This window comes from Pelagicoccus sp. SDUM812005, from assembly GCF_031127875.1.
In the GTDB taxonomy this organism is placed as follows: domain Bacteria; phylum Verrucomicrobiota; class Verrucomicrobiia; order Opitutales; family Opitutaceae; genus Pelagicoccus.
In genome coordinates, this window is record NZ_JARXIA010000001.1 from 788,073 (window position 1) to 812,949 (window position 24,877).

Genomic DNA, 24,877 nt, shown 5'->3' on the forward strand with positions numbered 1-24,877 from the left:
TCGACCTAGATTTCGATCGTTCTGGGAGGCTCTGGGTTCTTGCGGAAGACGGGAGCGTCTATCGCTGCAGTACCAGCTTAGGAACAGCTCGCGTCGAAAGGAGGTGGCGGGGAATGGGATCGCTCCGTGCTGCCAGAGTCGGTATGATCGCGGAAACGAGTGATGGGCGTATTTGGGCGGTCGATTCGAATCGGCGACGGGCCCCGCGTCATTTGAATCCGGATACGGAAAAGTGGACCTTGCTTGACTTGCGGGCTTTTGGCGGTACTCGGCAGAATTACTCGATACTGGAACCGGAAAAGGGGCGGATTCTGATTTCCGGGGTGGATGCTCTATCCTATTGCATCAACGGGAAGTGGCGGAGCATCTCCAACCTGTCGCTGGATTTATCTGTGCCTGTGACTTTCATGAATTCGGGAGCGGACGGCTTCCTTTGGATCCTGGAAAATAGCAGGATAAAGCAGCATAGCCGCTTGGCGCGGATCGACTATGTCGGCAAGCGTTGGAAGGAGTTCGAAGACTTGAATTTCCAATGCGACCTTGGGAATGGAACGCTCTGTTTTCTCACTGGAAGGGGAGAGCTCGTCCTTCATGATACTAGTGAAAACGATTGGACTTTGTACACGGAGGCGGACGGTTTGATCGACAACGCTGTGGTTGCGATTTGTAGCGAGCGAGGTGAAGTTTGGGTCGCTGGCTCTCATCGGGATCAGGCAGCGGCAGCCCGTTTCGATGGCGACAGCTGGCATCTGTACGAAATGCCGGAACTCGGCGCAAGGATCAGTCGTGATTCAGCTCAGTCGCTTTCGGATGGAAGCCTTGTCTTTGCTTATGGTCAGGAAGGCGGGCACCGTGCTGGGACGGGAGGAATCGTTCGTTTTCACCCTCGGGCGAGCGGATACAATAAGGAATGGCTGACGGATTTGAAATATAAGCGGGTGATTTCCATCCAGGAAGACGGCGAGGGAAACTTTCTGTATAGCAAGAACCGCATCGTACGCTACGAGGGGGACGATTCGACTGTGGTTCCCATGCCCATCAAGGGGGCGAGCAATTGGGTTGATGGATTCCAATCGTTGCCGGGAGGAGAGCTCTGGTATTGTAGTTGGGGGCAAGGGGTTCACGCGTTCGACGGAGAAAGTTGGCGGGTCTTTACCAAGAAAGATGGGCTCAGTTCCGATTTTGTATCGAACGTTTTAGTCAAGGAAGACGGCACTGTGTTTGCCTTGACCGCCAAGGGACTCGACCGTTTTCGCGATGGGGAATGGCAGCGTGTGGAAGGGCCAGAACTCAAGGGGATACGTTCAGGTTCCAGCCTTCGCGAGTCTTCGGACGGGTCTCTCTGGGTAAACCTTGCCAACCGCGACTGGTATCACGCCTTTGGAGACCGAAGCGGGCTGGATCTCTCGTTTCGGAGCTTTCGGTTTCGGGCAGACGAGCTCGCTCCGGAAACGCGCGTTTCCTTCGTTATGGATCCACCCAAGTATTCGAACTCTGCATACGTTTCGTGGTCCGGCAGGGATCCCTGGACCAATACGCCGGTGGATGCCCTGCAATTTTCCTATCAGTTCGATCACGGCGAGTGGACGGCGTTTAGCTCGCAGACGGGGACCTACCTATCCGACCTCGATCCGGGAGATCACCTGTTGAGAGTGAAGGCTCGCGATTCGGACCTGAACGTGGACGCGAGCCCGGCGGCCCTGGCCTTCACGGTATCTTTGCCCTTCTGGGAAAGCTCTTGGTTTATCGGAACTGCGATTGCGGTACCGATTGTTATCATAACTTTGATTTTCCTGCTTCTAACGCAGCGGATCAGGCATATGGCGGAGCTGGATGGCGTGCGCGCTCGATTCCTAATGAACGTTTCGCACGAGCTGCGGGCTCCGTTGAGCCTGATTATGATGCCCCTGGAAAAGTTGATGAAGAAACATGGCGACGGAGGGGATTCACGGCATCTGACCACTGCCCTGCGGAGCGCCAAGCGTCTCAACCAATTGGTCGAGCAGCTGCTCGATTTGCAGCAAGCGAAAGCGCATAAATACAAATTAAATGCGAAGAGGAGCGACATCGTTAGGTTCACTCGAACGATTGTAGCCGATTTTGAGAACCTCGCTGCCTCGCGAGGACAGCGGATTGGTTTCTATTCCACCGATGATACTTATGTAACGTTTTTCGATGAGGATATATATCGAAAGATGTTGGATAATCTCGTGCTTAACGCGATTAAGCATTCGCCGGAGGGTGCTGACATATCGGTGATGCTGCGGTCTGGAGAGATCGACGGTTTCGGGGAGAGGAAGCTACGCTTGATCGTTGAAGATAATGGATCGGGCATTCAGAGGAATGTATTGAAGCGAATCTTTGAGCCTTTTTATAGGCACTCCGAAAATTCCAGTCAGAGGGCTAAGAGTTACGGGATTGGACTCGCCTTGGTTAAAGAGCTCGTGGACTTCTGCCAGGCCAAGATCACTGCAGAAAGCCCGATAAAGAAGGATGGCAATGGCGCTTTTGGCTCCCGTTTCACCATCGAATTCGAAGGCATGCCGCCTGTCCCTGAGAAGCCGGACGAAAACGCCGAGAGTCCGGTCAGGGTTAAAACGATCGATCCAAGGGCTGCTTCCTCGAGCGTGGAAGGTAAGGGGAGAAAACGTAAGGGCCTTATTTTGCTTGTGGACGATCACAGCGAGTTGAGGGAATATATCGCGGAAGAACTGGCCGCCGAGTTCACGGTTATAGAAGCTGGAAACGGACGGGAGGGAATCGATCTGGCCACCAGGAAGTCTCCAGATTTGATCATTGCAGATATCGTGATGCCCGGCATGGACGGCGTCGCTTTTTGCCAGGCCCTAAAGGAGAACGTTGCGACTAGCCACATTCCGATCATATTGCAGACCTCTCTCGGGTCCGAGGAGAGTATCGGAGCAGGGTTTGAAGCCGGCGCTATCGATTACATTACCAAGCCCACTTCGATTTCGCTCATCAAGAAACGCGTTCGGAGCCACCTGGAAGCGAGAAAGGCGCAAGCGAAGTATCTTTCGAGCCAGCTGTTGGAGCTGGACGAAGAGGGAGGATCCGAATCGAGCGAGAAGGATGCTGAACTAGAGTTCGTGAAGAAGATTCGAAGCATCTTGGACCAACGGTGGAGCGAATCGAGTTTCAGCGCCGATAAGCTCGCCAGCGAGATGGGCATGGGGCGAACCACGTTCTATCGAAAGTGTAAGGTGGTTTTGAACATTCCTCCGGCGGAAGCCATCAAGAGCTATCGCCTCGGGAAGGCGAAAGAGCTATTGGAGAGCGGTATGCCGGCCTTCGAGGTCGCAACGCTTGTAGGCTATTCTGAAGCGAGTCCCTTCAATCGCGCTTTCAAGAAGCGATACCGTTGCAACCCTTCTGAGGTTCAGAAAGGGGCGAGAGTTTAAGCGTTTTTCGTTTAGTTAGTTGTACTGTGTGATGAGGGAAACGCGGCGTGCCCGGCGGTCCCGCCCTACCTTATGCGAATGATCAAACGAATAATGCCCTAAGCGGTTTCTCGCATGGCGTTGGCGAATTCATGTCGGCGTTCGCTCGCTGGGATCCTCGTCGCTGCATCCACGTTAGAAGATGAAGGCATTGGCGATTGGGCGGTTTTTAAGAAGATCGTATTTGGTTTGTAAGGTGTTGATGTAGAGTAGGAAAGGATGACTGGTCAAGGGATTCGAACGAATGGTCATTCTTTAGTAGGGCGTGAACTTATATAGTCCGGGCGTTGCGTAGCGAGCCACCTTCTACTGGCCCTTTGGGGTCGAGGAGGTCGACCCCGTTTTGGCTCGTCCTTCAAGCGTTGGTGCTCTGCGCGGCTACTTCTACTGTAACCCACAAGATACAAACTAAGACTATTGTAAGATGAAAATCCCCAGAATTAACCCCAAGTCGTGGAGGTATCGGACCTCCTCCGGAGTTCTGCTCGCGGCGCATCTCAGTTTTGCTCCTGCCCTGTATTCTCAGGATGACGCCTCCGAAGATGAGGTGTACGAGCTTTCTCCTTTCGTTGTAGACGCCTCGAAAGATACTGGCTACCGAGCCGAAAATACGCTGGCGGGCAGTCGCATGAACATGTCGCTCGCGGACGTGGCTCAATCGGTGAACGTGCTCACCGCAGAATTCCTCGAGGATGTTGGCGCGGAAGACCTGGATGACATCCTCCTTTATTCCCTAAATGCGGAAGAGGATTTCAACGAGAGCAGTTCCGTGGAGGACGCGATTGGCTCGGATACGGAATATTATGGGAATGCGAAGACGAATATTCGCGGGAACGCTGCCTCTATCACGGTTGACAACAACTTGGGTGGAGGATCGCTCGATACCTACAATACATCTCGAATCACGATTTCTCAGGGCCCCAATGCGATTCTCTTTGGCTTCGGAGGAGCAGGAGGCTTGATCAATCTCTCTACGCAAAGAGCGAGCGCCTCGCGGGATTCGATGAGCCTGCAGACGCAAATTGGCTCCTTCGATCAGTTTCGGAATATATTGAACATCAATAAGGTCCTCATCCAAGATCGGCTTGCGATAAAGGCGATCACGCTACACGAAGAATCCGCGGGGTGGCGCGCCGGAGATACGACGGATACTTTGCGTTCGACCTTTATTTTAACTGCCAGACCATTTGCGGGTACGGAGATCAATGCCAACTACGAAAAGGGCCATGTCGACAAGCAGTTTACGGTTAAGCAAGGCGCTACGGACTCGTTCACGGAGTGGTTGAACTACTACGGTACGGAGGAGTACGAGGGATTCTATGGCGACGGAACTTACGCCCAAGTTACGACTCCAGCGAGAGCTGGGGCGCGCAATAGGCGCCTAGCCAGTCAAGGCCTTAGTTTCGCTTCGAATCAACTGGTCTTCATCGACAATTTGGATTTCGAAGCGGAGGGCTTACCGACCGACGTCGGGAATCTTCTGCCCATGCAAGGCTTCGCTCGGACAAGAGCGGTGAATCCCAATGAGATGTTCTCAAGCGATCAAATCAATCTCGCAGCGTTCACACCCTTTGGAAAAGATTCGTATCGCAACGAGAATATCGAAAATTATAAGCTCGGCCTCGTTCAGAGAATTACTCCGGACTTGTTTTTGAATCTCGAGTATTTCAATTCCGAAAATTCCGCGCCGACGATTTCTCCCGCTGGCAACGGTGTGAGCATCTATGCCGAGCCCATGAAGGTTTTTGACGGGATTTACGGCGCTTCTGCTCTTGATGGTATGGCCAATCCATTTGGTCCTAGCGAGGACGGATATTGGCTGTATTCGGAGGCGACTCTGCAACGTTCCAACACCTTCATAAACGATTCGACCTACCGAGCTTCCTTGGGGTATCGACTGAATACCGAGCGGTGGGGAAACCACAGTTTCAACCTCGCTATGGACAGCAAGGAGCGTTCCCGTCGGAAGAAGGACGAATTTGAAACGATCGATTTCCAAGGCGCCTACCAGCAGCGCGTCAATTTGGAGGATTATGGTTGGCACCTGGCTTCCACGCGCGCCCAGAACAGAATCGTCCGTCGTCATTACTATAAGGCTGGTCCAGATGGCCTGCCGCTTGACCAGAACGAAATTTCCGTCGGTAGTTTGAGCGAACCGGTCAGTATGCTGGTGCACGATGTCGATGGAAACCCGGTCATGCTCGAATCGGTTTGGACGCCTACCGTTTCTCAGGGACGTCGTACGGTTGAAAACTATAAGGATGGCACCGTCCTCGCGATGACCAATAAGTGGTTCAAGAACCGATTAGTGACGACATTGGGATTGCGGAAGACCGATGAGGAAACCGTTATCTATAGCGGATTGCGGGCCAATGCCGCGGTCCTGTTGGACGAGGAGGGTAACCCATTGTTCAACGAGGATGGCACGTATCAGCTTAGCGACGAAGCGGCGAGACCCTATATTTGGACCGATCCGTTCACGGGAGAGCTTACGCATCAGGCCTTTTCTCCCCTCTACCAGTCTTCCGTTCCTACGGAAATCAAGGACGGAAAGTCCTCCAACAAAACCTTGGGCATCGTATACAAGGCGACGGATTGGCTTTCGCTTACCTATAACCAATCGACGAATCGACAGGATCAGGACGCTTTCGCGGTTGTTTTGCCAGGGGTTCTGGCTCCTAGCCCCGATGGCGAAGGGCGTGATATCGGCATCCGCATGAAACTGTTCGATAATAAGCTAAACGTGACCGTTAACTATTTCGAGAACTCGGCCAACAACTTCCTTTCTCGAAGCGGCACCAAGCAGATGGTGAATGCCTATCGCTATCTTTGGACTCAGTTCGAAAATGCCCAAGCTGGATTCTCCGATTTCTATACGGATGAAGAGGGGAACTATACAGACGCGGATGGCGTGGTCCTCGAGTCAGGCGCCGAGCCTGTCGTAAACCCGGATTCGGTGTTGCTTCCTCTGCCTGAGAGCCACCCGCAATTCTTTTCGGCCGAAGAACGGGACGCGATCGAGCCCGGTAACGTAGTGACTTCGCCCGTCGATAAGGCTTCCAGCGGCTACGACCTGCGCATCCATGCGAATCCGACTAAGAATTGGTCTATCGTTCTGAACTGGTCGGACATGCTTTCGTATTCCGCGGAAGGGCTTTTCGACGAGGATCTTCCCTGGTACGAGGAGCAATACGCCGCTGCGAGGGAGCGTTACGATGCGTTGCTTGCTGAAGGGGATGGCTACGGCGAGCTCTTCAATAGTTTCGTCGTGCAGAACAATGCGAACCGCTCCTACTTGAAGGAGGCGCACAATGTAGAATACCTGCGGCTTGCGGAGACCGACCCGGAAGCTGCCGCTGAGTTCCTGTACGGTCTCGATCCGATCGATCGTATCCATGAACACGTCATGGAAGAGATCTTCGTGAACAAGATGGCTGTTGAAGATAGCTCGATGGGCGCCAGCAAGAAGAAGGCAAGTATGTTCACGACCTACAAGTTTCGCGATGGTGGCTTGAAGGGACTGTCCATCGGAGGCGGTTTCAGCTGGCGCGAAGGTCGCATCTTGAATCGCTTCTTCGAATATGAGCAGGAAGACGGTTCGATCGAGCTCGTGACCAAGCCTGTGGTTGAGTGGGGCGATCCAGACGGCGTGAAAGAGTATCAAGCCGATGACGACTTCAAGCTGAACATAATGGCTTCCTATAAAACGAAAATGAAGCTTTTGGGTGCGGATCGAGTCGTAAAGTTCCAGTTCAACGCGAACAATATACTGGAGCCTGACTACCAGGTGAATCCGCTTCGCTATCAGGTGGATGGTACCGTTCGCAAGTATCAGATCATTGGTCCGCGCACCTGGAAGCTTAAGACCACCATCGAATTCTAGTTTCGAGCGACAATCGTAGGGGCGGCGCGTTGCCGCTCCTATCTACCCTTTCCTGTGTATTAGGGTACGCAGTCCTGGGCCTATGTTTATGGGCTCAGGTTTTTTCGTATTCAGAGAGATAGGTACGAGAGGTGGGGCAGATCCTAGGGCGGGACCTTTTTCGATGCCGCTTGAACCCTACTTAAAATAGCGGTGGTCGCTTGTCCGCTTTTTGCCTATGGTCAGAAGCCTGTTTCGCGCCTGTGGGAGACGGGCTTTCTCCGTTTGCTTCGGACAGGGAGCCTCCGTCTCTGGCTTGCGCGACTGCGTTGAACCCCAACCCCTATTTGTAAGTCGTGAATTTGAAGCAGCGATTGGCTACTGAAGCTCGTGGCGAATAAGATGAAAGTCCTGTTCGCTTACTTGGATTGCATGAGGCGAAAGCGTGGGATCCTCAAGGGAACCGGTTTATCGCTTAGAGGGCAGGCTTGGGGCTTGTTCCCATGGGGCGCCTATCATTTTCGGCTTGTCCTTGGATGCGCACTTCTTTGCTTCGCTTCTTTTCTGGAAGGAGCCCAAGCGTATTCGCCGTCCGAAAGCGAGGTCATTGGAGATGCCTGGCGGTGGAGCGAAATCGAAGGGCTGGGCGATGGCTTCATTCGATGTTTCGATTTGGCCGAGGACGGTTCTGTCTGGATCGGCAAGGAAGGATTGGTGCAGCGCTACGATGGAAGCTCCGTTGAGGAATTCGGCGTCTTTAGTTCTCCTCCGTCGACCTTGGGAGCGGTCAAGCAGTGCGCTTCGGGAGAAGTGTACCTGATGGCGCATCAAGAGCTTTATCGTCTCCAGCAGGGAGAGTGGGTGCAAATCGCGGGGGATGGCCCTTTCGAAGGGCATCGTCTGCAGGAGGGGCAAGACGGCCGCGTTTGGCTGGCTTCTCGGGGGAGGATTCTCAGCGTTGCGGGAGACGAGCTCGTTCGATCGGAGCGGCTGGCACGCAGGATTCTCGATATCGCCTTCGATCGCTCAGGTGACCTTTGGGTGCTCGCGGAAGAGGGTAGCGTCTTTCGCTGCGAGGTGGAAGCGGGGACGGCGATCGCCCGGCAGGAGTGGGTAGGGGATACGTCGCATTTGCGGGCGAAAGCGGGTATGATCGAGGTGGCGAGCGACGGACGGGTCTGGGTGGTCGACTCCCTCTTGCGACGATTGCCGCAGGTCTTTGCTCCGGAGACAGGGCGTTGGCAGGAGATAGACCTGCGTCGTTTCGGCGGGACCAACGTAAACTATGCGATCTGGGAAAGCCGGCCAGGAAGGATGCTGATTTCCGGAGCGGAATCGATTGTCTATCAGTCCGGGGACGATTGGCATTCGGTGCCGAATATCGACTTGGATAAGGGGCTACCGGTTACCTCTATGAGCTCGGGTAAGGATGGAGCCCTGTGGTGCTTGCAGAGTAGTCGTTTGAAGTCCCGCAGTCGTTTGTCGCGTATCGACTACGCTGGGGAACGGTGGAAGGCGTATCAGGGATTAAACTACCAATGCGATTTGGGGGATGGGCGGCATTGCTTCCTTACCCAGTCGGGCGAACTTGTTGTTCAGGACGCGAAAGGGGGCGATTGGAAATTGTACGACGAAAGCGACGGGCTGATCGATAATCCCGTTGTCGCGCTCCGGGACCGGAACGACGAGCTTTGGGTGGCTGGCTCCCATGGCGGTCAGGCTGCGGTCAACCATTTCGATGGGGAAGCTTGGGAGCTCCTGGAGCTGCCGGAGCTTGGGCGCTTCGTCAGCCGCTTTGCGGCGAAAGCGTTATCTGACGGCAGCTTGGCCTTTGGGTATGGGCAAGCGCGAAGGCATTGGAAGGGGGCTGGAGGAATCGTTCGCATCCGTCTGGAGGCGGGGCGCTATGTGAAGGAGAGGCTGGAGAATCTGGAGTACAATCGGATCGTGTCGATCGAGGAGGCAGAGAATGGAGACCTGCTTTATAGCAAGAATCGCATCTATCGCTACGCGAACGGAGAATCGTCTCCGCTCGATGTGCCCTTGAAGGGGGCGGGGAGTTGGATCGATGAGTTTCACCCTCAAGGCCAGGACAAGCTCTGGTACTGCAGTTGGGGGCAGGGCGTGCACTACTACGACGGCCGGGAATGGCAGGTCTTTACGGAGAGCGAAGGCTTGAGTTCCGATTTCGTTTCGAACCTGCTTGTGCTGGAGGACGGGAAGGTTTTGGCCCTTACGGCGAAAGGGCTGGATCGCTTTGTCGATGGGGAATGGCATGCGGTGGCGGGCCCGCCGCTGGAGGGAATACGGGAAGGTTCGACGCTGCGTCAATCGGCGGATGGAACGGTATGGGTCAATCAGGCGGCGCCCAGTTGGTTCGTTACGCGCGATTCTAGGATGGAGCCGGGGCTGGATTTCGCATGCTGGCGGTTTCGGGCGGATGAGCAGGCCCCGCAGACGCAGGCGTCGTTTTTCGTGGAGCCGACGAAGTATTCAGATGCTGCATACATCGTATGGGAAGGCCGTGATCCTTGGTCCGAAACGGCGCAAAGCGCCTTGCAGTATTCCTATCGGCTCGACGACGGGGAGTGGTCGCCCTACGGCTCCGAAACGTCCACCTATCTCTCCGGGCTTTCGCCGGGCGATCACTTTTTCAGGGTGAGGGCGCGGGACCAGGATAGAAATGTGGATACAAGTCCAGCCGTGCTGGTGTTTTCGGTGGTCTTTCCATTTTGGGAAAGCGCTTGGTTCAAGGTAGCTGCGGTGGCCTTTCCGCTGGCGGTGGTGGGCTTTGTCATTCTGTTGGTTGCCCAGAAGTTCCGTCATATGGCGGAGCTAGACGGGGTGCGCACGCGTTTCCTGATGAACATTTCGCATGAGCTCCGTTCGCCTTTGAGCTTGATCATGATGCCGCTGGAAAAGCTGAAGAAGCAAGGCGGCGATGGGGATCGTTCGCATGACTTGGCGACGGCGATTCGCAGTACGCAGCGCTTGAACCAGCTCGTCGATCAGTTGTTGGACCTGCACAAGGCGCGTGCCCTAAAGTATAAGTTGAATCCAAAAACTGGCGACATCGTCGGATATACGCGGGCGATCGTATCCGATTTTGGGAACCTCGCTGAGGGGCGAGGGCAGCAGGTGCGATTTTCCTCCAACGAGGAGGAGTACGTGACTCGATTCGACGAAGATATCTATCGCAAGATAATGGACAACCTAGTTCTCAATGCGATCAAGCACTCGCCCGCGAATGCGGAGATCTCCGTATCGCTCCAGGTGGGTGACGCTGCCGAGACCTTGCGGCTGGTGGTGGAGGACAATGGAGAGGGGATTCGGCCGCGGGCCTTGAAGAGGATTTTCGAACCCTTTTATCACGATGCCAAGGAGTCCGGCGAGCGGATGAGGAGTTTCGGGATCGGTTTGGCCTTGGTGAAGGAGCTGGTGGAGTTTTGCCAAGGTTCCATCGTGGGCGAAAGTCCGATTCGCCATGACGCGGCCGGCCGTGGCTATGGGGCTCGCTTTACGGTTGAGTTGGCAGGCATGCCCCGTTGCGAAGAGCGGCAAACGGAAGCGCGAGGGCAGGCGCCGGCGCCGAGCGATCCGAAACGGCATCTTGGGGCGAGCCCGGTGGTCGCGACGAAGGGGGAGGGTGGGAAGCCGAGTGTGTTGCTGGTGGACGACCATGATGAACTGCGGCAGTACTTGGCCCGCGAGTTGGCGGCCGATTTTGCGGTCTTGGAGGCGGGTAGCGGTCGCGAGGGGATCGAATTGGCCGTGCAGCGCATGCCGGATATTATCGTGGCGGATGTGATCATGCCGGAGATGAGCGGGGTCGACTTTTGCGATGCGCTGAAGAAGAAGGTGGCGACAAGCCACATACCGATCATTTTGCAGACCTCGCTTGCCTCTGACGAAAGCGAGGCGGCTGGACTTGAGGCGGGCGCCATCGACTACGTGGCGAAGCCGACTTCCGTGTCGCTGCTCAAGAGGCGGATCTATAGCCATTTGGATGCGAGGCGGCGCTTTGCCAAGCACCTGAGGACGCAGCTTTTGGAGCCGGACGAACCACTTGACTCGGGGGGCGGCGAAAACGATGCCGAAGTGGAATTCGTGCGGAAAATCCAATCCCTATTGGAGCGGAATTGGGACAAGGCGGAATTCAATGCCGATAAGCTTGCCAGCGAAATGGGAATGGGACGGAGTTCCTTCTACGACAAGTGTAAGGCGATTACCAATACGTCTCCAGCGGAAGCGATCAAGGCGTATCGCCTCGCCAAGGCCAAGGAGCTCCTGCTGCAGGGAAAGTCGGTGGCGCAGGTCGCCGAATGGGTTGGGTACTTCGAGACGAGATCCTTTTATCGGGCCTTCAAGAAACGTTTCAATTGTACGCCGTCCGAGTTTCAAAAGGCGGCCAAGGTGTAGGTCGATTGAGGGCTGGATGCAATCGTTCTGGGGACAGGTCGAAGCAGGACGGCCGGGTGGCTGGGAGGCGAAATGGGCGTTGGCAAGTTCCTAGCGGATAGCGGGTTAGGACGTTGTGTCCTAGGATTTGGACGGATTGACATTATGCCAAAGAGGCCGGGGCGCTAGAGTGGTCGGCTTAGAAGGGAGCCCTGCTTGGCATGCCTATTTCGGTTGCGGAGTAGACGCTTGGCTCGCGAGGCCCGCGCCGAACGAGCCATGTCGGTTCGGCCCTTTGCGGAGCTGCCCCCTCTTTACCTCAAACCTCAAAATAAGAACGAAGTCGTTTATGAAGAAAAGAAACGTATTGCTTGGTACCTGTGTAGCGCTGATGGGCGCTGCGGGTAGCTGGGCCCAGAACACTGTTCTCTATCAGGACAGTTTTGACGATGGTTCGCTGTCCACGAATGCGAATGGAGTGGGCGGCGGCGCTCTCACCACTTCGATAGAAGCCCACTCCTGGGAGGAAAGCGGCGGCGAGGCCGTGTATGTTTCGCCGGGGAGGACCTACACCCGTCGGGCGCTGATGTATTCAGAAAGCGCCTTCCAATCCGATACGGGCTTCGTGCTATCGGTGGCCTTCACCACGGGGACGATCCAAGATTCGGCGGCCCATAATCTCTCATTTGGATTGGTGAGCGCGGAAACGGATTTAGCGAGTTACGCAGGCTTCAACCCTTTCCAAGCGGAGACTGGAGTCTATAGCGTCGGGGCTAACGTCACGCCTGATGGCGGCGAACTCGCCCAGGGGCTCAACTTCACCGATGGCGCGACGGTCACGACTCTCGATCAGTCTGGAACCAAGGTTCAGTTCAAAGCGGGCCAAACCTGCGAGGCGACGATTGAGATCGGCGTCGGCGGCTACTGGTGCCTCCGCATCGATGGCGAATACGAGGCGTCGGGCGTCCTGCTCGAGGAGATTGACCTGAGCAAATCCTATCATGTCGTCGTCTACGGACAGGACGACAACGGGGGCGGCAAGTCTATCCAGTCGATCACGCTCAAGCGCGGCTACCGGCCCGGCGAGCGGGCGGCCCATCTCAGGGGTGGATGGATAGGAGGCCAGCTCGACCTTGAGAGCGTTAGGCACTTTAAGACCATGGATTCCGTCGGGACTACGTTCACCGATGGGGCAAGCCTTTCGGCCCAGCAACTCGTGCCGCACAAGCTCATGGAGCAGATCGCGCTGGATGCAGGGATCGAGTATATCGTCGCTCCGACATGGGGCGACCTGAGCCGCGACGAGCCGGAGCATGATTCCATGCTCGAGAAGATCATGGAGATAAAGGCTGCCGGCTTTAAGGTGAAGACCTACACCAACAGCGAAAACTTCGTTGGCCCGAACCAGCCGCACCTGCAGCCCTTCGTGGACGCATGGATGGCTTGGTGCGATACCGACCCGGAAGCGCAGGCCTTCATCAATAGCCAACCTTTCCATACCGGTATTTGGAATCGGGATACGCAGCAGTATGAAGATGCGAGCGAGACGTATCCTTACCGAAAATACATGTTTTGCTACGCGGAGTTTATCCTAAAGGACCATTCCTTGCGTTATGGCGAGCACTTCGCGGGGTGGATCTTCGACGATGGTTCCACCATGGAGCAGATGGGAGACAATGCGACCAGCGGCCTTATCGAGGAGCAGCGCATCTATCAGGCTTACGCAAATGCGGTCCATGCGGGCAATCCTGAGATCCCGATCGCTTTCAACAATGGACGTAGCACGGTAAGCTATGCGTCCTTTCCTTTCGCCCACGCGGTACGCTTCGACGACTTTACGTTCGGGCATGCTTTTGGAGGCAACAATGACCATGCGAGCAAGGAGGGCGGCCAGTTCGACAGGAACTACCTGCACGTGCAGCGCATGACCGAGACTAATGGCTACGTGCACGATGGCGGCGCCTGGGAGTGGGACGACTTGATCGTTGGAAACTTCCATTCCAAGCTGGCTACTACGGCTTGGAAGTACGGTCCCGTTCAAGCTTGGGAAGAAGCGGACTTTTTGGCGTGGAATCTCGAAGCCTTGCAAGCTGGTGGCCACATGACTTGGGGAGGCTCGCATCCGCGAACCTCTGAAACCCTCTATGGTTGGGCTTCCGATTTATTGAAGGCCCTCGACGATCACCTCGCCGCTAACCTGGACCCCGGCGCCCCGAACTGGGCTCGCTATGCGACGATTTTACCGGCTGCGGAAATCGGAAAGCCGTACTCGCATACCCTCCAGAACGACATCGATTTCTGGGATCCCGAAGGCGATGCGGTAACGCTCTCCCTTGTCGGAGCTCCGGCCTGGCTGAGCATCGGTGAAGTGAGCCCCGGAGTGTGGGAGTTTTCGGGTACTCCTAGCGAATCGGAGGCGACGGAGCTTGCCTTCGAGTTGAGGGCCGCCGATGCGAGCGGTTTCGAGGCCCGCAAGGTTACGCTCAGCGTTCTAAATGCCAACGCGGTCCCCGTCGCTGATGCGCAGGACGTGGTGTTGGATGAGGACACGTCTAGCCCGATTGCCTTGACAGGTTCGGACGCGGATGGAGATGCCTTGAGTTTCGTGATCGTGACGCCACCGGCAAACGGAAGCCTGAGCGGAACGGCTCCCGACCTTGTCTACACGCCTGAGGCCGATTTTGGCGGTTCGGACCACTTTACCTTCGTGGTGAACGACGGACGCGACGACAGCGCGGAAGCGACGGTATCCATCACGGTGACGCCGCTAAGCGACGATGCTCCGGTCTTCTCCGCGGACACGATCGTTAAGCCGGTCGCGGACTTGGAGGTTGCCTACAGCGCGTCTTTGCAGGGCGCGGCGACGGATGCGGATGGCGACAGCTTGAGTTACGCGAAGCTCAGCGGTCCGGCTTGGTTGAGCATCGCTCCCGATGGTACCTTGAGCGGCACGCCCGCTGAGGACGACAAAGGCTTGAACAGCTGGAGTGTCGAAGTTTCCGATGGTAGTGGAAGAAGCGCTACAGCGACCTTGAAGGTTATCGTTGGTTGGACTGGCGGATTGATCGCCCATTGGGCGCTCGACGATGCTGCCGGAACGACGGTAGCGGACAGCGCGGGATTCGGTTTCGATGCCACAGCCAGCGGCACGGAATGGGTTGCCGGCGTGCAGGGCAGCGCCTTGGGATTCGATGGCTCTGCTAGCATCGTCGATCTTCCCGCTGAGGCGTTTAGCACCTTGGACGAGCAGGCCACGATTTCCCTGTGGATATTGGGAAGTAGTTCTCAACCCCGCAGGGATGTGACCTTCATCGCAGAAGACGCCAATGGAAACAATGTCCTGAACTTGCATCTGCCGTGGATCAGGAATCTCGTCATCTTCGATGGGGGCAATAGCGGGACCTCCTCGACCGACCGGACCGCCTTCACTGCGAGTCCAGTCAACTACAAGGATGCGTGGAACCATTGGGTGTTCACGAAAGACGCCACAACGGGCGAGATCGCGTTCTACCTAAACGGCGAACTCGTGCATAGCGCCAGTGGGAATACGAAGACCATGGGCGGCATCGTGAAAGCGACGCTCGGCGGTGACGGAGACTTGTTCTACGACGGTTTGATCGATAGTTTCCGCGTGTACGACGTGAGCCTCGACGCGGCAGAGGTTGCGAACCTGTATACGAGTTACGGATACAATAATCTTCCGCTTGCGGAGTCTCAGAACCTGACAACCACGGAGGACGCTGCCTTGCCAATCGCATTGCTCGCTTCGGATGTGGAGACCAGCGCTCTTAGCTACCGCATCCTAACGCCGCCAGCCCACGGTACGCTGAGCGGAGAGGCTCCAAACCTCCTCTACACGCCGGACCTCGACTTCAGCGGTACGGACAGCTTCACCTATGTGGCGAACGACGGCCGGGACGACAGTTCCGAGGCGACGGTGAGTATCACGGTCGAGGCTGACTACGATAGCGACGGCATCCCGGACGAAGCGGACCCCGACGACGACAACGACGGTACGCCAGATGAGTTGGATGCCTTCCCCAAGGACCCAACCGAGGATGCGGATGCCGACGGTGACGGAATTGGCGACAACGCCGACTTGGACGACGACAACGACGGCACGCCCGACAGCTCGGACGCGTTCCCCAACGACCCGACGGAAAACGCTGACAACGATCGTGACGGAATTGGCGACAATGCCGACCCCGACGACGACAATGACGGCGTCGACGATCTCGTGGACAGCTGCCCGACCACGCCCAATGCGGACCAGGCCGATATTAACGGCGACGGTTACGGTGATGTTTGCGTGGATACAGGCTCGACAGTCGATGCCAGCGCCCGTCTGGGCTACAACCCCTTCGTCGGCGCCGGTTCGGTGATCGGCAAGGGGGCGCTGATCGGCGACAATGCGCTCATTGGCGAAAACGTTGAAATCGGCAAGGACGCCACCATCGGCAACGGGTTTACGATCGCGGATGGCAGTTCGATCGGCGAATTCAGCTGGCTCGGTAACGATGTCTTCATCGGATCGGATACGCAGGTCGACCGTTTCGTGATCCTGCGCGACGGCGCCGTGCTGGGCGACGAGGTGACGATCGATCGCTTCAGCGAGTTTGGAGCGGGGCTGCAAGTGGGCGACCGTTCCCGCATCGAGCGCTTTACCCGAGCGGGCGACGAACTCGCGGTGGGCGAGGACTCCTACCTGGGCCGCTTCAGTTGCTTCGGTGACGAGGTTACGGTGGGTGATCGCGTGGAAACGAACCTGTTCACCACGGTTGGATCCGGCGTAAGCATCGGAAGCGACGTGGAGATGAGCTACTTCGTGGTGATCGGCGAGGGAACGACCATTGGTAACGGGGTGACGATCGGGCGCTTCGTGCGTATCGGCAAAAACGTTCAGATATCTGACGGGGCGGTGATTCGTTCCGGCTCGAGCATCGCCGACGGCGAGGTGGTTGAGTAGCCGATCCTGACCTATTGAGTGCACAAGGCGCCTCCCTACTGGGGAGGTGCCTTTTTCGCGGGCGGATATTCGGTACTTGGCGAGTTTGGTAAGCTGCACGCCTGCAGCTGCTTAGGATTTTATGTCCTAGCTTTCGGACGAAATGACATTACCGGAACGACCCTTTGGAGGCTATCATAGCGGGACCCCAGCAGGACGCTTCTCGATACCCCTTTTTTTGATTTTAGAGTCCGTTCCGAACGACGTCCGCTTTCCTTTGTAAGGAAAAAAGCGATACGAATTTCCAGATCCATAGGCGAGCGTTCGCTGTTCGGTTGGGCCTAAGAAGGGTGGGATGCCTTCCTGCTCTATACCCTAAAAACCTCAAAATAAATCAGTTAATGAATAAGAGAACTAAGTTGCTCAGCAACTGCTTGGCCCTTTGGGGCACTGTGGGCTGTTTTGCCCAGTCGTCAGTCTTGTACCAAGACCGTTTCGATGGCGATACGCTATCGGTGAATACAAGTGGCGTCGGTGGCGGCGCGGTGAATCGCACGATTGAAGGGCATTCCTGGGAGGATGACGGAAACCTGAGCTTTATCGAAGCCGGCACTCCTTACACGCAAAGGGCTCTGGTGTATTCGCAAAATGCGTTCCAGTCCGATTCGGGCTTTAGGCTTACGGTTGAGTTAACGACAGGGTCGATCGGAGACCTCGCGGCGCATAACCTTTCCTTTGGTTTGGTCAGCGTGGACACGGACTTGTCCAGTTATTCTGGATACAACCCGTTTCAGGCGGATAGCAGTGTCTACAGTTTGGGAGCGAACGTGACCCTAGACGGGGGAGCTGCTTTCCAGGGCCTGAACTTTACGGATGGATCGACGGTTGAGAATTTGGACCAGTCCGGGACGCGCGTGCAATTCAAGGCGGGCGAACCTTGCAAGGTGTATATTGAAATCGGGATCGGAGGTTCCTGGAACTATCGGATCGATGACCAGTACGAGGCCTCGGGTGTGTTGCTCGACGGTTTCGATTTCAGCAAAAGCTATCGCGTGGTCGTGTACGGACAGGACGACCATGGAGGCGGGAAGTCGATTCAGTCCGTCAAGCTTGAGAAGGCCCCCGCTGCTGGCGAACGAGCCGCGAAGTTGCGAGGCACGTGGACTTCCGGGGTGGATGCCAGTTTGATCGATAGCCGCTTGAAGGCATTGAAGACCCTGGATGCCTTTCAAGTCCGCTTGAGCGAGGGAGCGAGCTTGTCGGCGCAGCACTTTGCTCCGCACAAGTTGCTGGAGAGCTTGGTTGGCGGGAGCGAGGTGGTTCCGCCTTGGGGAAATCCGAGTTTGGACGAACCAGAGAACGATCCGATTATGGACCAGATATTGGACATCAAATCCGCTGGCTTCAAAGTGAAGGTCTACCTGAACTCCGAAAATTTCGTGGGATCGAACCAAAGCCAGTTCGATCAGTTCGTGGCGAGCTGGATGGCCTACTGCGATACTGATCCGGAGGTGCAGGCCTTTATCGCCAGCCAGCCTTACCATACCGGAATCTGGGATGCTGGGGTAGGGGGCTATGTGAATGCGGAAACCCAGTATCCGTATCGGAAATACATGTTTTGCTACGCGGAATATGTGTTGAAGGAGTTCGCTCTCCGCTATGGTCCTTACGTCGATTCCTGGATTTTCGACGATGGCGGAACGATGGAGGAAAATGGGGACGTTGCTACGAGCGGACTGATTGAAGAGCAGCGCATCTACCAGGCCTTCGCGGATGCGGTACACGCGGGGAATCCGGATATTCCAACTTCCTTCAACAACGGCAGGAGTACGATTAACTACGCTTCCTATCCCTTTGCCCATGCGATTCGCTTCGAGGACTTCACCTTTGGGCATGCTTTTGGCGGTAACAAGAATCACGCCGAGAAGGTGAGCGGGAATCAGTTCAACTTGAACTATCAGCACATCACTCGCATGGCTGCAACCAACGGTTTTGTGCATGACGGAGGGAACTGGAGCTGGGACGATCTCGTTGTGGGGAATTTCCACTCCAAGTTGAGCACCACGTCCTGGAAGTACGGGGCAACGCAGGCTTGGGAGCAGAACGACTTCAACCAGTGGAACCTGGAAGCCATGCAAGCGGGCGGCTCTATGACCTGGGATGGTTCCTACAACAGGAGCGTCACTGCAATTTACGAATGGGCCTACGTCATGCTTGAGAACTTGGACGCTTACCTAATGGAGCATGAATCGCCCGGCGCCCCGAACTGGGCCCGCGCCTACACGGTGTTGCCGGATGCCGCGCGAGGCGTTGCCTATTCGCGCTTGCTGGTGCAAGGCGAGGACTTTTGGGATCCGGAAGGAGACAGCGTTTCCCTTTCTTTGTCAGGAGCGCCGTCCTGGTTGAGCGTTAGTGAAGTCTCTCCAGGAACTTGGGAGCTTTCAGGAGTGCCCACGGAGTTATTGCCGACGCGCTATGAATTTGAATTGAGAGCGACGGATGCCTCGGGGACGGGAGTTCGCGTGGTGGAGCTGACCGTGTCTGACACTGTGGGCAAGCAAGGCTTGCTGGCGCATTGGACCTTGGACGAAGGCTCTGGCGCGAGCGTGTCCGACGCATCCGGCAATGGTCACGAGGGAACGGTTTCCGGGGCCGCCTGGGTAGCTGGATTGGATGGCAATGCTCTCGAGTTCGACGGGGCGGCGGCGACGGTAAGCCTGCCCGCGACTGCGTTCTCGAACGTAAGCGACGAGGTTTCCGTGGCGATGTGGGCGAAGGGCGACCTCACGAACCCGCAGGCAAATTCCGTCCTCTATGCCCAGAGCGCGAGCGGTAGTCGTTTGTTGAATATCCATCTCCCTTGGTCGAACTCGAGGGTGTATTGGGATGCTGGAGACCAGTCTGGATACGATCGTATCGACAAAGTCGCTACACCCTCCGAATACGAGGGCGAATGGCATCACTGGGTATTCGCCAAGAATGCGAATACGGGGGAAATGAGCATCTACTTGGACGGCAGCTTGTGGCATAGCGGAAGCGGTCATACGACCCCGATCGGAGCAATCGATTCGGTGACGCTCGGCAGCAACCATTCCGCCAATAGCTACGACGGAATCATCGATGACGTGCAGCTCTACGATGTCGCTCTCACCGCAGCGGAGGTTGAGGACCTCTACCTCGCCTTTGCGGAAACGAACGCCTACGGCTATTTCACCGATCTCGACGATATCGGCGCTCCTGGACTGTCCGGAACGGCGACCTTCAGCAACGGTAGTTATCTTGTCGAAGGCGGCGGAGCGGACATATGGGGGAGCAGCGACAGCTTTAGCTTTGTCTCTGCGGACGCTACGGGCGATATCGCAATCGTTGCCCGCGTGGTCGACGTAGAGAACACGCATAACTGGGCGAAGGCAGGCGTGATGATTCGCGAATCGCTGGCAGCGAACTCGCCGAACGTGGCAGTGGTGGTGCGTCCCAATCGTCAGCTCACGCTGCAATGGCGGAACGCGACAGGGGGAACGAGTTCGAATGTCGGCATCGTCGGCGACACCTCGAGCGTGAAGTGGATACGGCTGATCCGTAGTGGAAATCTCTTTACGGGATATTATTCGACGGATGGCAGCAGCTGGACGCAGATCGCGGCCCAGTCGGTTGCGATGTCCAGCAACGCCAAGGTCGGTCTCGCAGTGACCTCCCACGACGACGGTGCGCTTTGCACGGCTAGCTTCGATAACGTGAGCCTCGACTAAGCGTCGTTCCCGAAAAAGCGAAGGCAATTCTGGAGGAGCGGGGAAACCTGCTCCTCCTTTTTTTTGTTCGACTGAGCTCTTGGTGGCATCCTTTCCGGCCTGCGCATCCTCTGGGAGGATGGCCTCGGGCTTGGGTGGGCGCTACCGAAAAAGGCGGTATTCGTGGAGCCGAAGGGCTGTTAGCGTGAGGGCTTGCGCTTCCGCCTTGAAATCGGACGCGTGGCAAAGCTACCCCTCTTTTGACCCGAATGCCCCTGAGAAAGTGTCGATTTTTACCTGTGACCATCCGTTTACGATTCGCGCCGAGCTTGCGGAGCTTCCTCGCGTTTCTGGCTGTACTGCTCGGGGCGACGGGGGCGTGGGCTGCTCCGGTCCCGCTTTTCGATCGTATTAGCGCCATCGCGGAGTCGTCGAATTGGAGCGAGATCGAAGGCTTAGGAGAAGGGGACATCCATTGCTTTGATTTGGCGGAAGACGGTGTCGTTTGGATCGGCGTCGGAGATCGAGTTCTCCGCTACGATGGCGTATCGTTTCGTGAATACGGCGAATTTAGCCGAGCTCCGTCGGTCTTGCGCGGGATAGGGGCGAGCAGGGAGGGGGAGGTTTACGTGCTGGCTCACACCGAACTGTACCGCTTGCAGGACGGCGTTTGGAATCTGCTTGCCGAAATGAGGCCGATCGGAGGGCGCCGCTTTGTGGAGGATGGCGAGGGAAGGCTTTGGTTCGCTGGAAACGGGCGGGTGGTCAGCGTCCGGGGCGACGAGGTCGTCAAGTCCGAGGCGATCGCCAGCCGCTTGCTCGAAGTGGAGTTGGACCGTGAGGGACAGCTTTGGGCCTTGGCTGAGGATGGCAGCGTCTTTCGCTGCGCCAGGGATGCGGGAGCGGCGCTGGTGCAGGAGAGATGGGATGGTCCGGGGGCGCATCGCAGGGCGAAGGAAGGTATGATCGAAGCCACCCGCGACGGACTTGTCTGGGTCGTCGATTCGGTTACCCGAAGGCCGCCGCGCTTCTACGATCCGCAAAGGAGAACCTGGACGATGTGCGGCATTCGCGATTCCGGCGGCGACCACGAGAACCTTTCCATTGTGGAGCATCCTAACGGGGACCTGCTCATATCAGGGCCTCAATCGATATCTTACCAGAAGGCGGGAAGGTGGGGTGCGGTTCCCACTATCGAGCAACGGTTTTCGGACCCGACCACGCTGATGAACGTGGGCGAAGACGGCTACTTGTGGTGCCTGCAGAGCGGTAGGATGCCGAGTCAAAATCGCTTGTTGCGGATCGACTATACGGGCGAGCGCTGGAGTGGATTGGAAGGGCTGAACTTCCAATGCGACTGGGGCGAGGGAAAGCGTTGCTTCCTGTCGGTATCGGGGGAGCTGGCGATCCATCATGCCCAAGAGGATCGGTGGGAGGTTTACGCGAAGGAGGATGGCCTAATCGACACGCCGGTAGTGGCTATCGTTAGCCAGAAAGGGGAACTTTGGGTGGCCGGGGCCCACGATAATACAGCAGCCGTCAGTCGTTTCGACGGCAGGGATTGGCGTCGGGAAACGTTGCCGTCGCTCGGTCGCATGATTAGCCGCTTCTCGGCCCGATCGCTGGCGGACGGCAGTCTCGTATTCGCCTACGGGCATGACCGGTTTCACGAGAAAGGCGAGGGCGGGATCGTTCGGTTTTGGCCGGACGCGGGTGGTTATCGCCAGGAGAGGCTGCAGGGCTTGTTCTACAATCGCATCCTATCGATTCAGGAGAATGCGAAGGGGACGCTCTTTTATAGTAAGAATCGAATTTTTGAATACGAAAATGGGAGCTCGAAACGCCTGCAGGTGCCGCTCAAAGGGGGCGATAGTTCGATCGACGAGTTTCATTTCCAGGGCGACGAACAGCTCTGGTACTGCAACTGGGGGCAAGGGGTCCACTTCTTCGATGGAGAGGATTGGCAGGTGTTCACGGAGAAGGACGGACTGAGCTCCAACTATGTATCCAACCTGCTCGTTTTGGAGGAGGGAATCGTCTACGCGCTGACCACGAAGGGGCTCGACCGGTTCGAGCATGGGCAATGGCAGGCGGTGGCCGGGCCAGACCTGCGGGGAATTCGCGACGGCTCTTCGCTGCGGATTTCCTCCGACGGATCGATCTGGGTCAACCAAGCGAGCCGAGGCTGGCACTTTGGGCATAACTCTCGAACCCATCCGGAATTGGGCTTTCGCTGCTGGAGGTTTCAGCCGGATCGCCTCGCTCCGGAAACCGAGGTGTCCTTCGCCTTCGAGCCGTCGAAGTATTCCGATTCCGCATACGTTTCCTGGGCGGGCGTCGATCCTTGGGCGGAGACTTCGCACAGGGATCTGCAGTTCTCTTATCAGATCGACGGAGGCGAATGGTCGCCCTACGGCCTGCGAAAATCGATGCACCTGGCGGCCTTGCGGCCCGGCGAGCATATCTTCCGTGTGAAGGCCCGAGATCGCGATGGAAATGTGGATACAAGTCCAGCGGAACTCGCTTTTTCCGTTTACTTTCCCTTCTGGGAAAGCCGGTGGTTTCTAGCTCTCTCAGTCGCGGTACCGCTTGTGATGATCGGTTTGCTGCTCCTTTTGTTGATCCAGCGCCTCAGGCATATGGCTGAGTTGGAAGGGCTGCGGACCCGTTTCTTGATGAACATTTCTCACGAGCTGCGTTCGCCCTTGAGCCTGATCATGATGCCTTTGGAGAAATGGGCGAGAGGGGAGGAGAACGATGAAAGGTCGAAGGACTTGGCCATGGCGCTTCGCAGCTCGCGTCGCCTCAACCAGCTGGTCGACCAACTGCTCGATTTGCATAAGGCCAGAGCCCAGAAATATAAGCTGAATCCAAAAAATGGAGACATAGTGCGGTATACGCGAACGGTGGTGGCGGATTTCGAGAACCTAGCCGCTTCGCGGGAGCAAAGCCTACGCTTCTTCGCGGACGCCGAAAGCTATGCCACTCGCTTCGACGAAGACATCTATCGTAAGATGCTGGATAATCTGGTCCTGAACGCGATCAAGCACTCGCCCCCGAATACGGAGATCTCGGTATCGCTGGCGACTGCGGAAATCGCTGGGGGCGAAGGCGTGCGCCTAGTCGTTGAAGACGATGGGGCCGGCATCAAGCCGAGCGCTCTGAAGCGGATCTTCGAACCCTTCTACAACGACTCGAAGCCAAGCTCCCCGCGGCTGCGGAGCTTTGGCATCGGTTTGGCTTTGGTGAAGGAACTGGTAGATTTTTGCGGAGCGACGATTTCGGTGGAAAGTCCGGTTAAGCATTCCGAAGGGCGGGGGTATGGATCCCGATTTGCTATCGAGTTTCCCGAGATGCCGCGCGTGGAGGCGGCGAACGCGGCGATCAAGGGCGAGGAAAGGGTCCTTGAGGGGGCGTGCAGGGCAGCGGCGGCGCGTCCTGCGGAGTCCTGCAAGGAAAGTGGGGGCAGACCGCTCGTTTTGCTGGTGGATGACCACGATGAGTTGCGGGACTACCTGGCGGCGGAGCTGGGGAAGGACTTCGCCATCCTGCAAGCGCGAGGAAGTCGGGAAGGGCTCGCCATCGCGCGGGAACGTTTGCCCGACTTGATTGTATCCGATGTTCTGATGCCGGAAATGGATGGCGTCGATTTCTGCGACGCGCTCAAAGAGGACTCCTTGACCAGTCACATTCCGATCATTTTGCAGACTTCGCTCGCTTCCGAGGAAAGCGAGGCGGCGGGTTTCGAGGCAGGGGCTATTGACTACGTTTCGAAGCCGATCTCCGTATCGCTGCTGAGGAAGCGTATCGCTAGCCACCTCGAAGCCCGCAAGCGGTATGCAGCGCATCTGAGGAACCAGTTGCTGGAACCCGCGAGCGAGCAAGTCGTCGATCCCAACGCGGACGCTGGCCATGCCGAGAACGATGCCGATCTGAAGTTCGTGAAGCGGATGCAGGCGATCCTAGCGGAACGGTGGAACCAGGTGGATTTCAATACCGATCAGCTGGCTAGCGAGTTGGGAATGGCCCGCAGCTCCTTGTATTCAAAATGCAAGGCGATCGCGAATATCACGCCAGCAGAGCTGATCAAGTCGTACCGGCTTTCGAAAGCTAAGGACCTGTTGAAGCGCGGGAAGTCGGTCACCGAGGTGGCAGGCTTGGTCGGCTATTTGGAGACGCGGTCGTTCTACCGAGCGTTCAAGAAGCGCTTCCATTGCACTCCGTCTGAATTCCAGAAAGAGGCGAGGGTTTGAGCGGCGCCGTAAGGTTTTATCCCGCTACTCGAAGACGGCCAGGAGTGCGCGAAATGTGGGTTCCTAAGCTGCTTATTACCAGCTAAATAGACAAGGTGTCCTGTGGGGTTGGACGTAATGACATAGCCGCATGGGAGGCGGAAAGGCTAGGGTCGGCGAGGATCCGATAGCCGTCGTTTTTTGGTCGGCGTCGGTCCGTTGAAGATGAGTTGGAACCGCTTGGGGCTTCGTGG

At 56.7% G+C, this 24,877-nt stretch carries 6 protein-coding genes; all 6 read left to right on the plus strand.

What is annotated here, in order from left to right; all coding sequences use genetic code 11:
- Positions 1–113 precede the first annotated feature (113 nt).
- Positions 114–3,419, plus strand: coding sequence for a response regulator (locus QEH57_RS02885; RefSeq protein WP_309005171.1), 3,306 nt, complete (start codon positions 114–116; stop codon positions 3,417–3,419).
- 463 nt (positions 3,420–3,882) lie between these two features.
- The gene (locus tag QEH57_RS02890) at positions 3,883–7,341 is read left to right on the plus strand and encodes a TonB-dependent receptor plug domain-containing protein (RefSeq protein WP_309005172.1); all 3,459 of its coding nucleotides are present in this window, start codon (positions 3,883–3,885) and stop codon (positions 7,339–7,341) included.
- A gap of 381 nt (positions 7,342–7,722) precedes the next feature.
- Positions 7,723–11,739: a helix-turn-helix domain-containing protein gene (locus tag QEH57_RS02895; RefSeq protein WP_309005173.1), complete on the plus strand. Its 4,017-nt coding sequence runs from the start codon at positions 7,723–7,725 to the stop codon at positions 11,737–11,739.
- Between the two features lie 328 nt (positions 11,740–12,067).
- Entirely contained in the window at positions 12,068–16,684 is a 4,617-nt protein-coding gene (locus tag QEH57_RS02900; protein ID WP_309005174.1) for an Ig-like domain-containing protein, read from the plus strand.
- 380 nt (positions 16,685–17,064) lie between these two features.
- Positions 17,065–20,412 (plus strand): LamG-like jellyroll fold domain-containing protein, encoded by a 3,348-nt coding sequence (locus QEH57_RS02905; protein ID WP_309005175.1) that lies wholly within the window; start codon positions 17,065–17,067, stop codon positions 20,410–20,412.
- Positions 20,413–20,690: 278 nt separating this feature from the next.
- Positions 20,691–24,644: an ATP-binding protein gene (locus tag QEH57_RS02910; protein WP_309005176.1), complete on the plus strand. Its 3,954-nt coding sequence runs from the start codon at positions 20,691–20,693 to the stop codon at positions 24,642–24,644.
- Positions 24,645–24,877 lie beyond the last annotated feature (233 nt).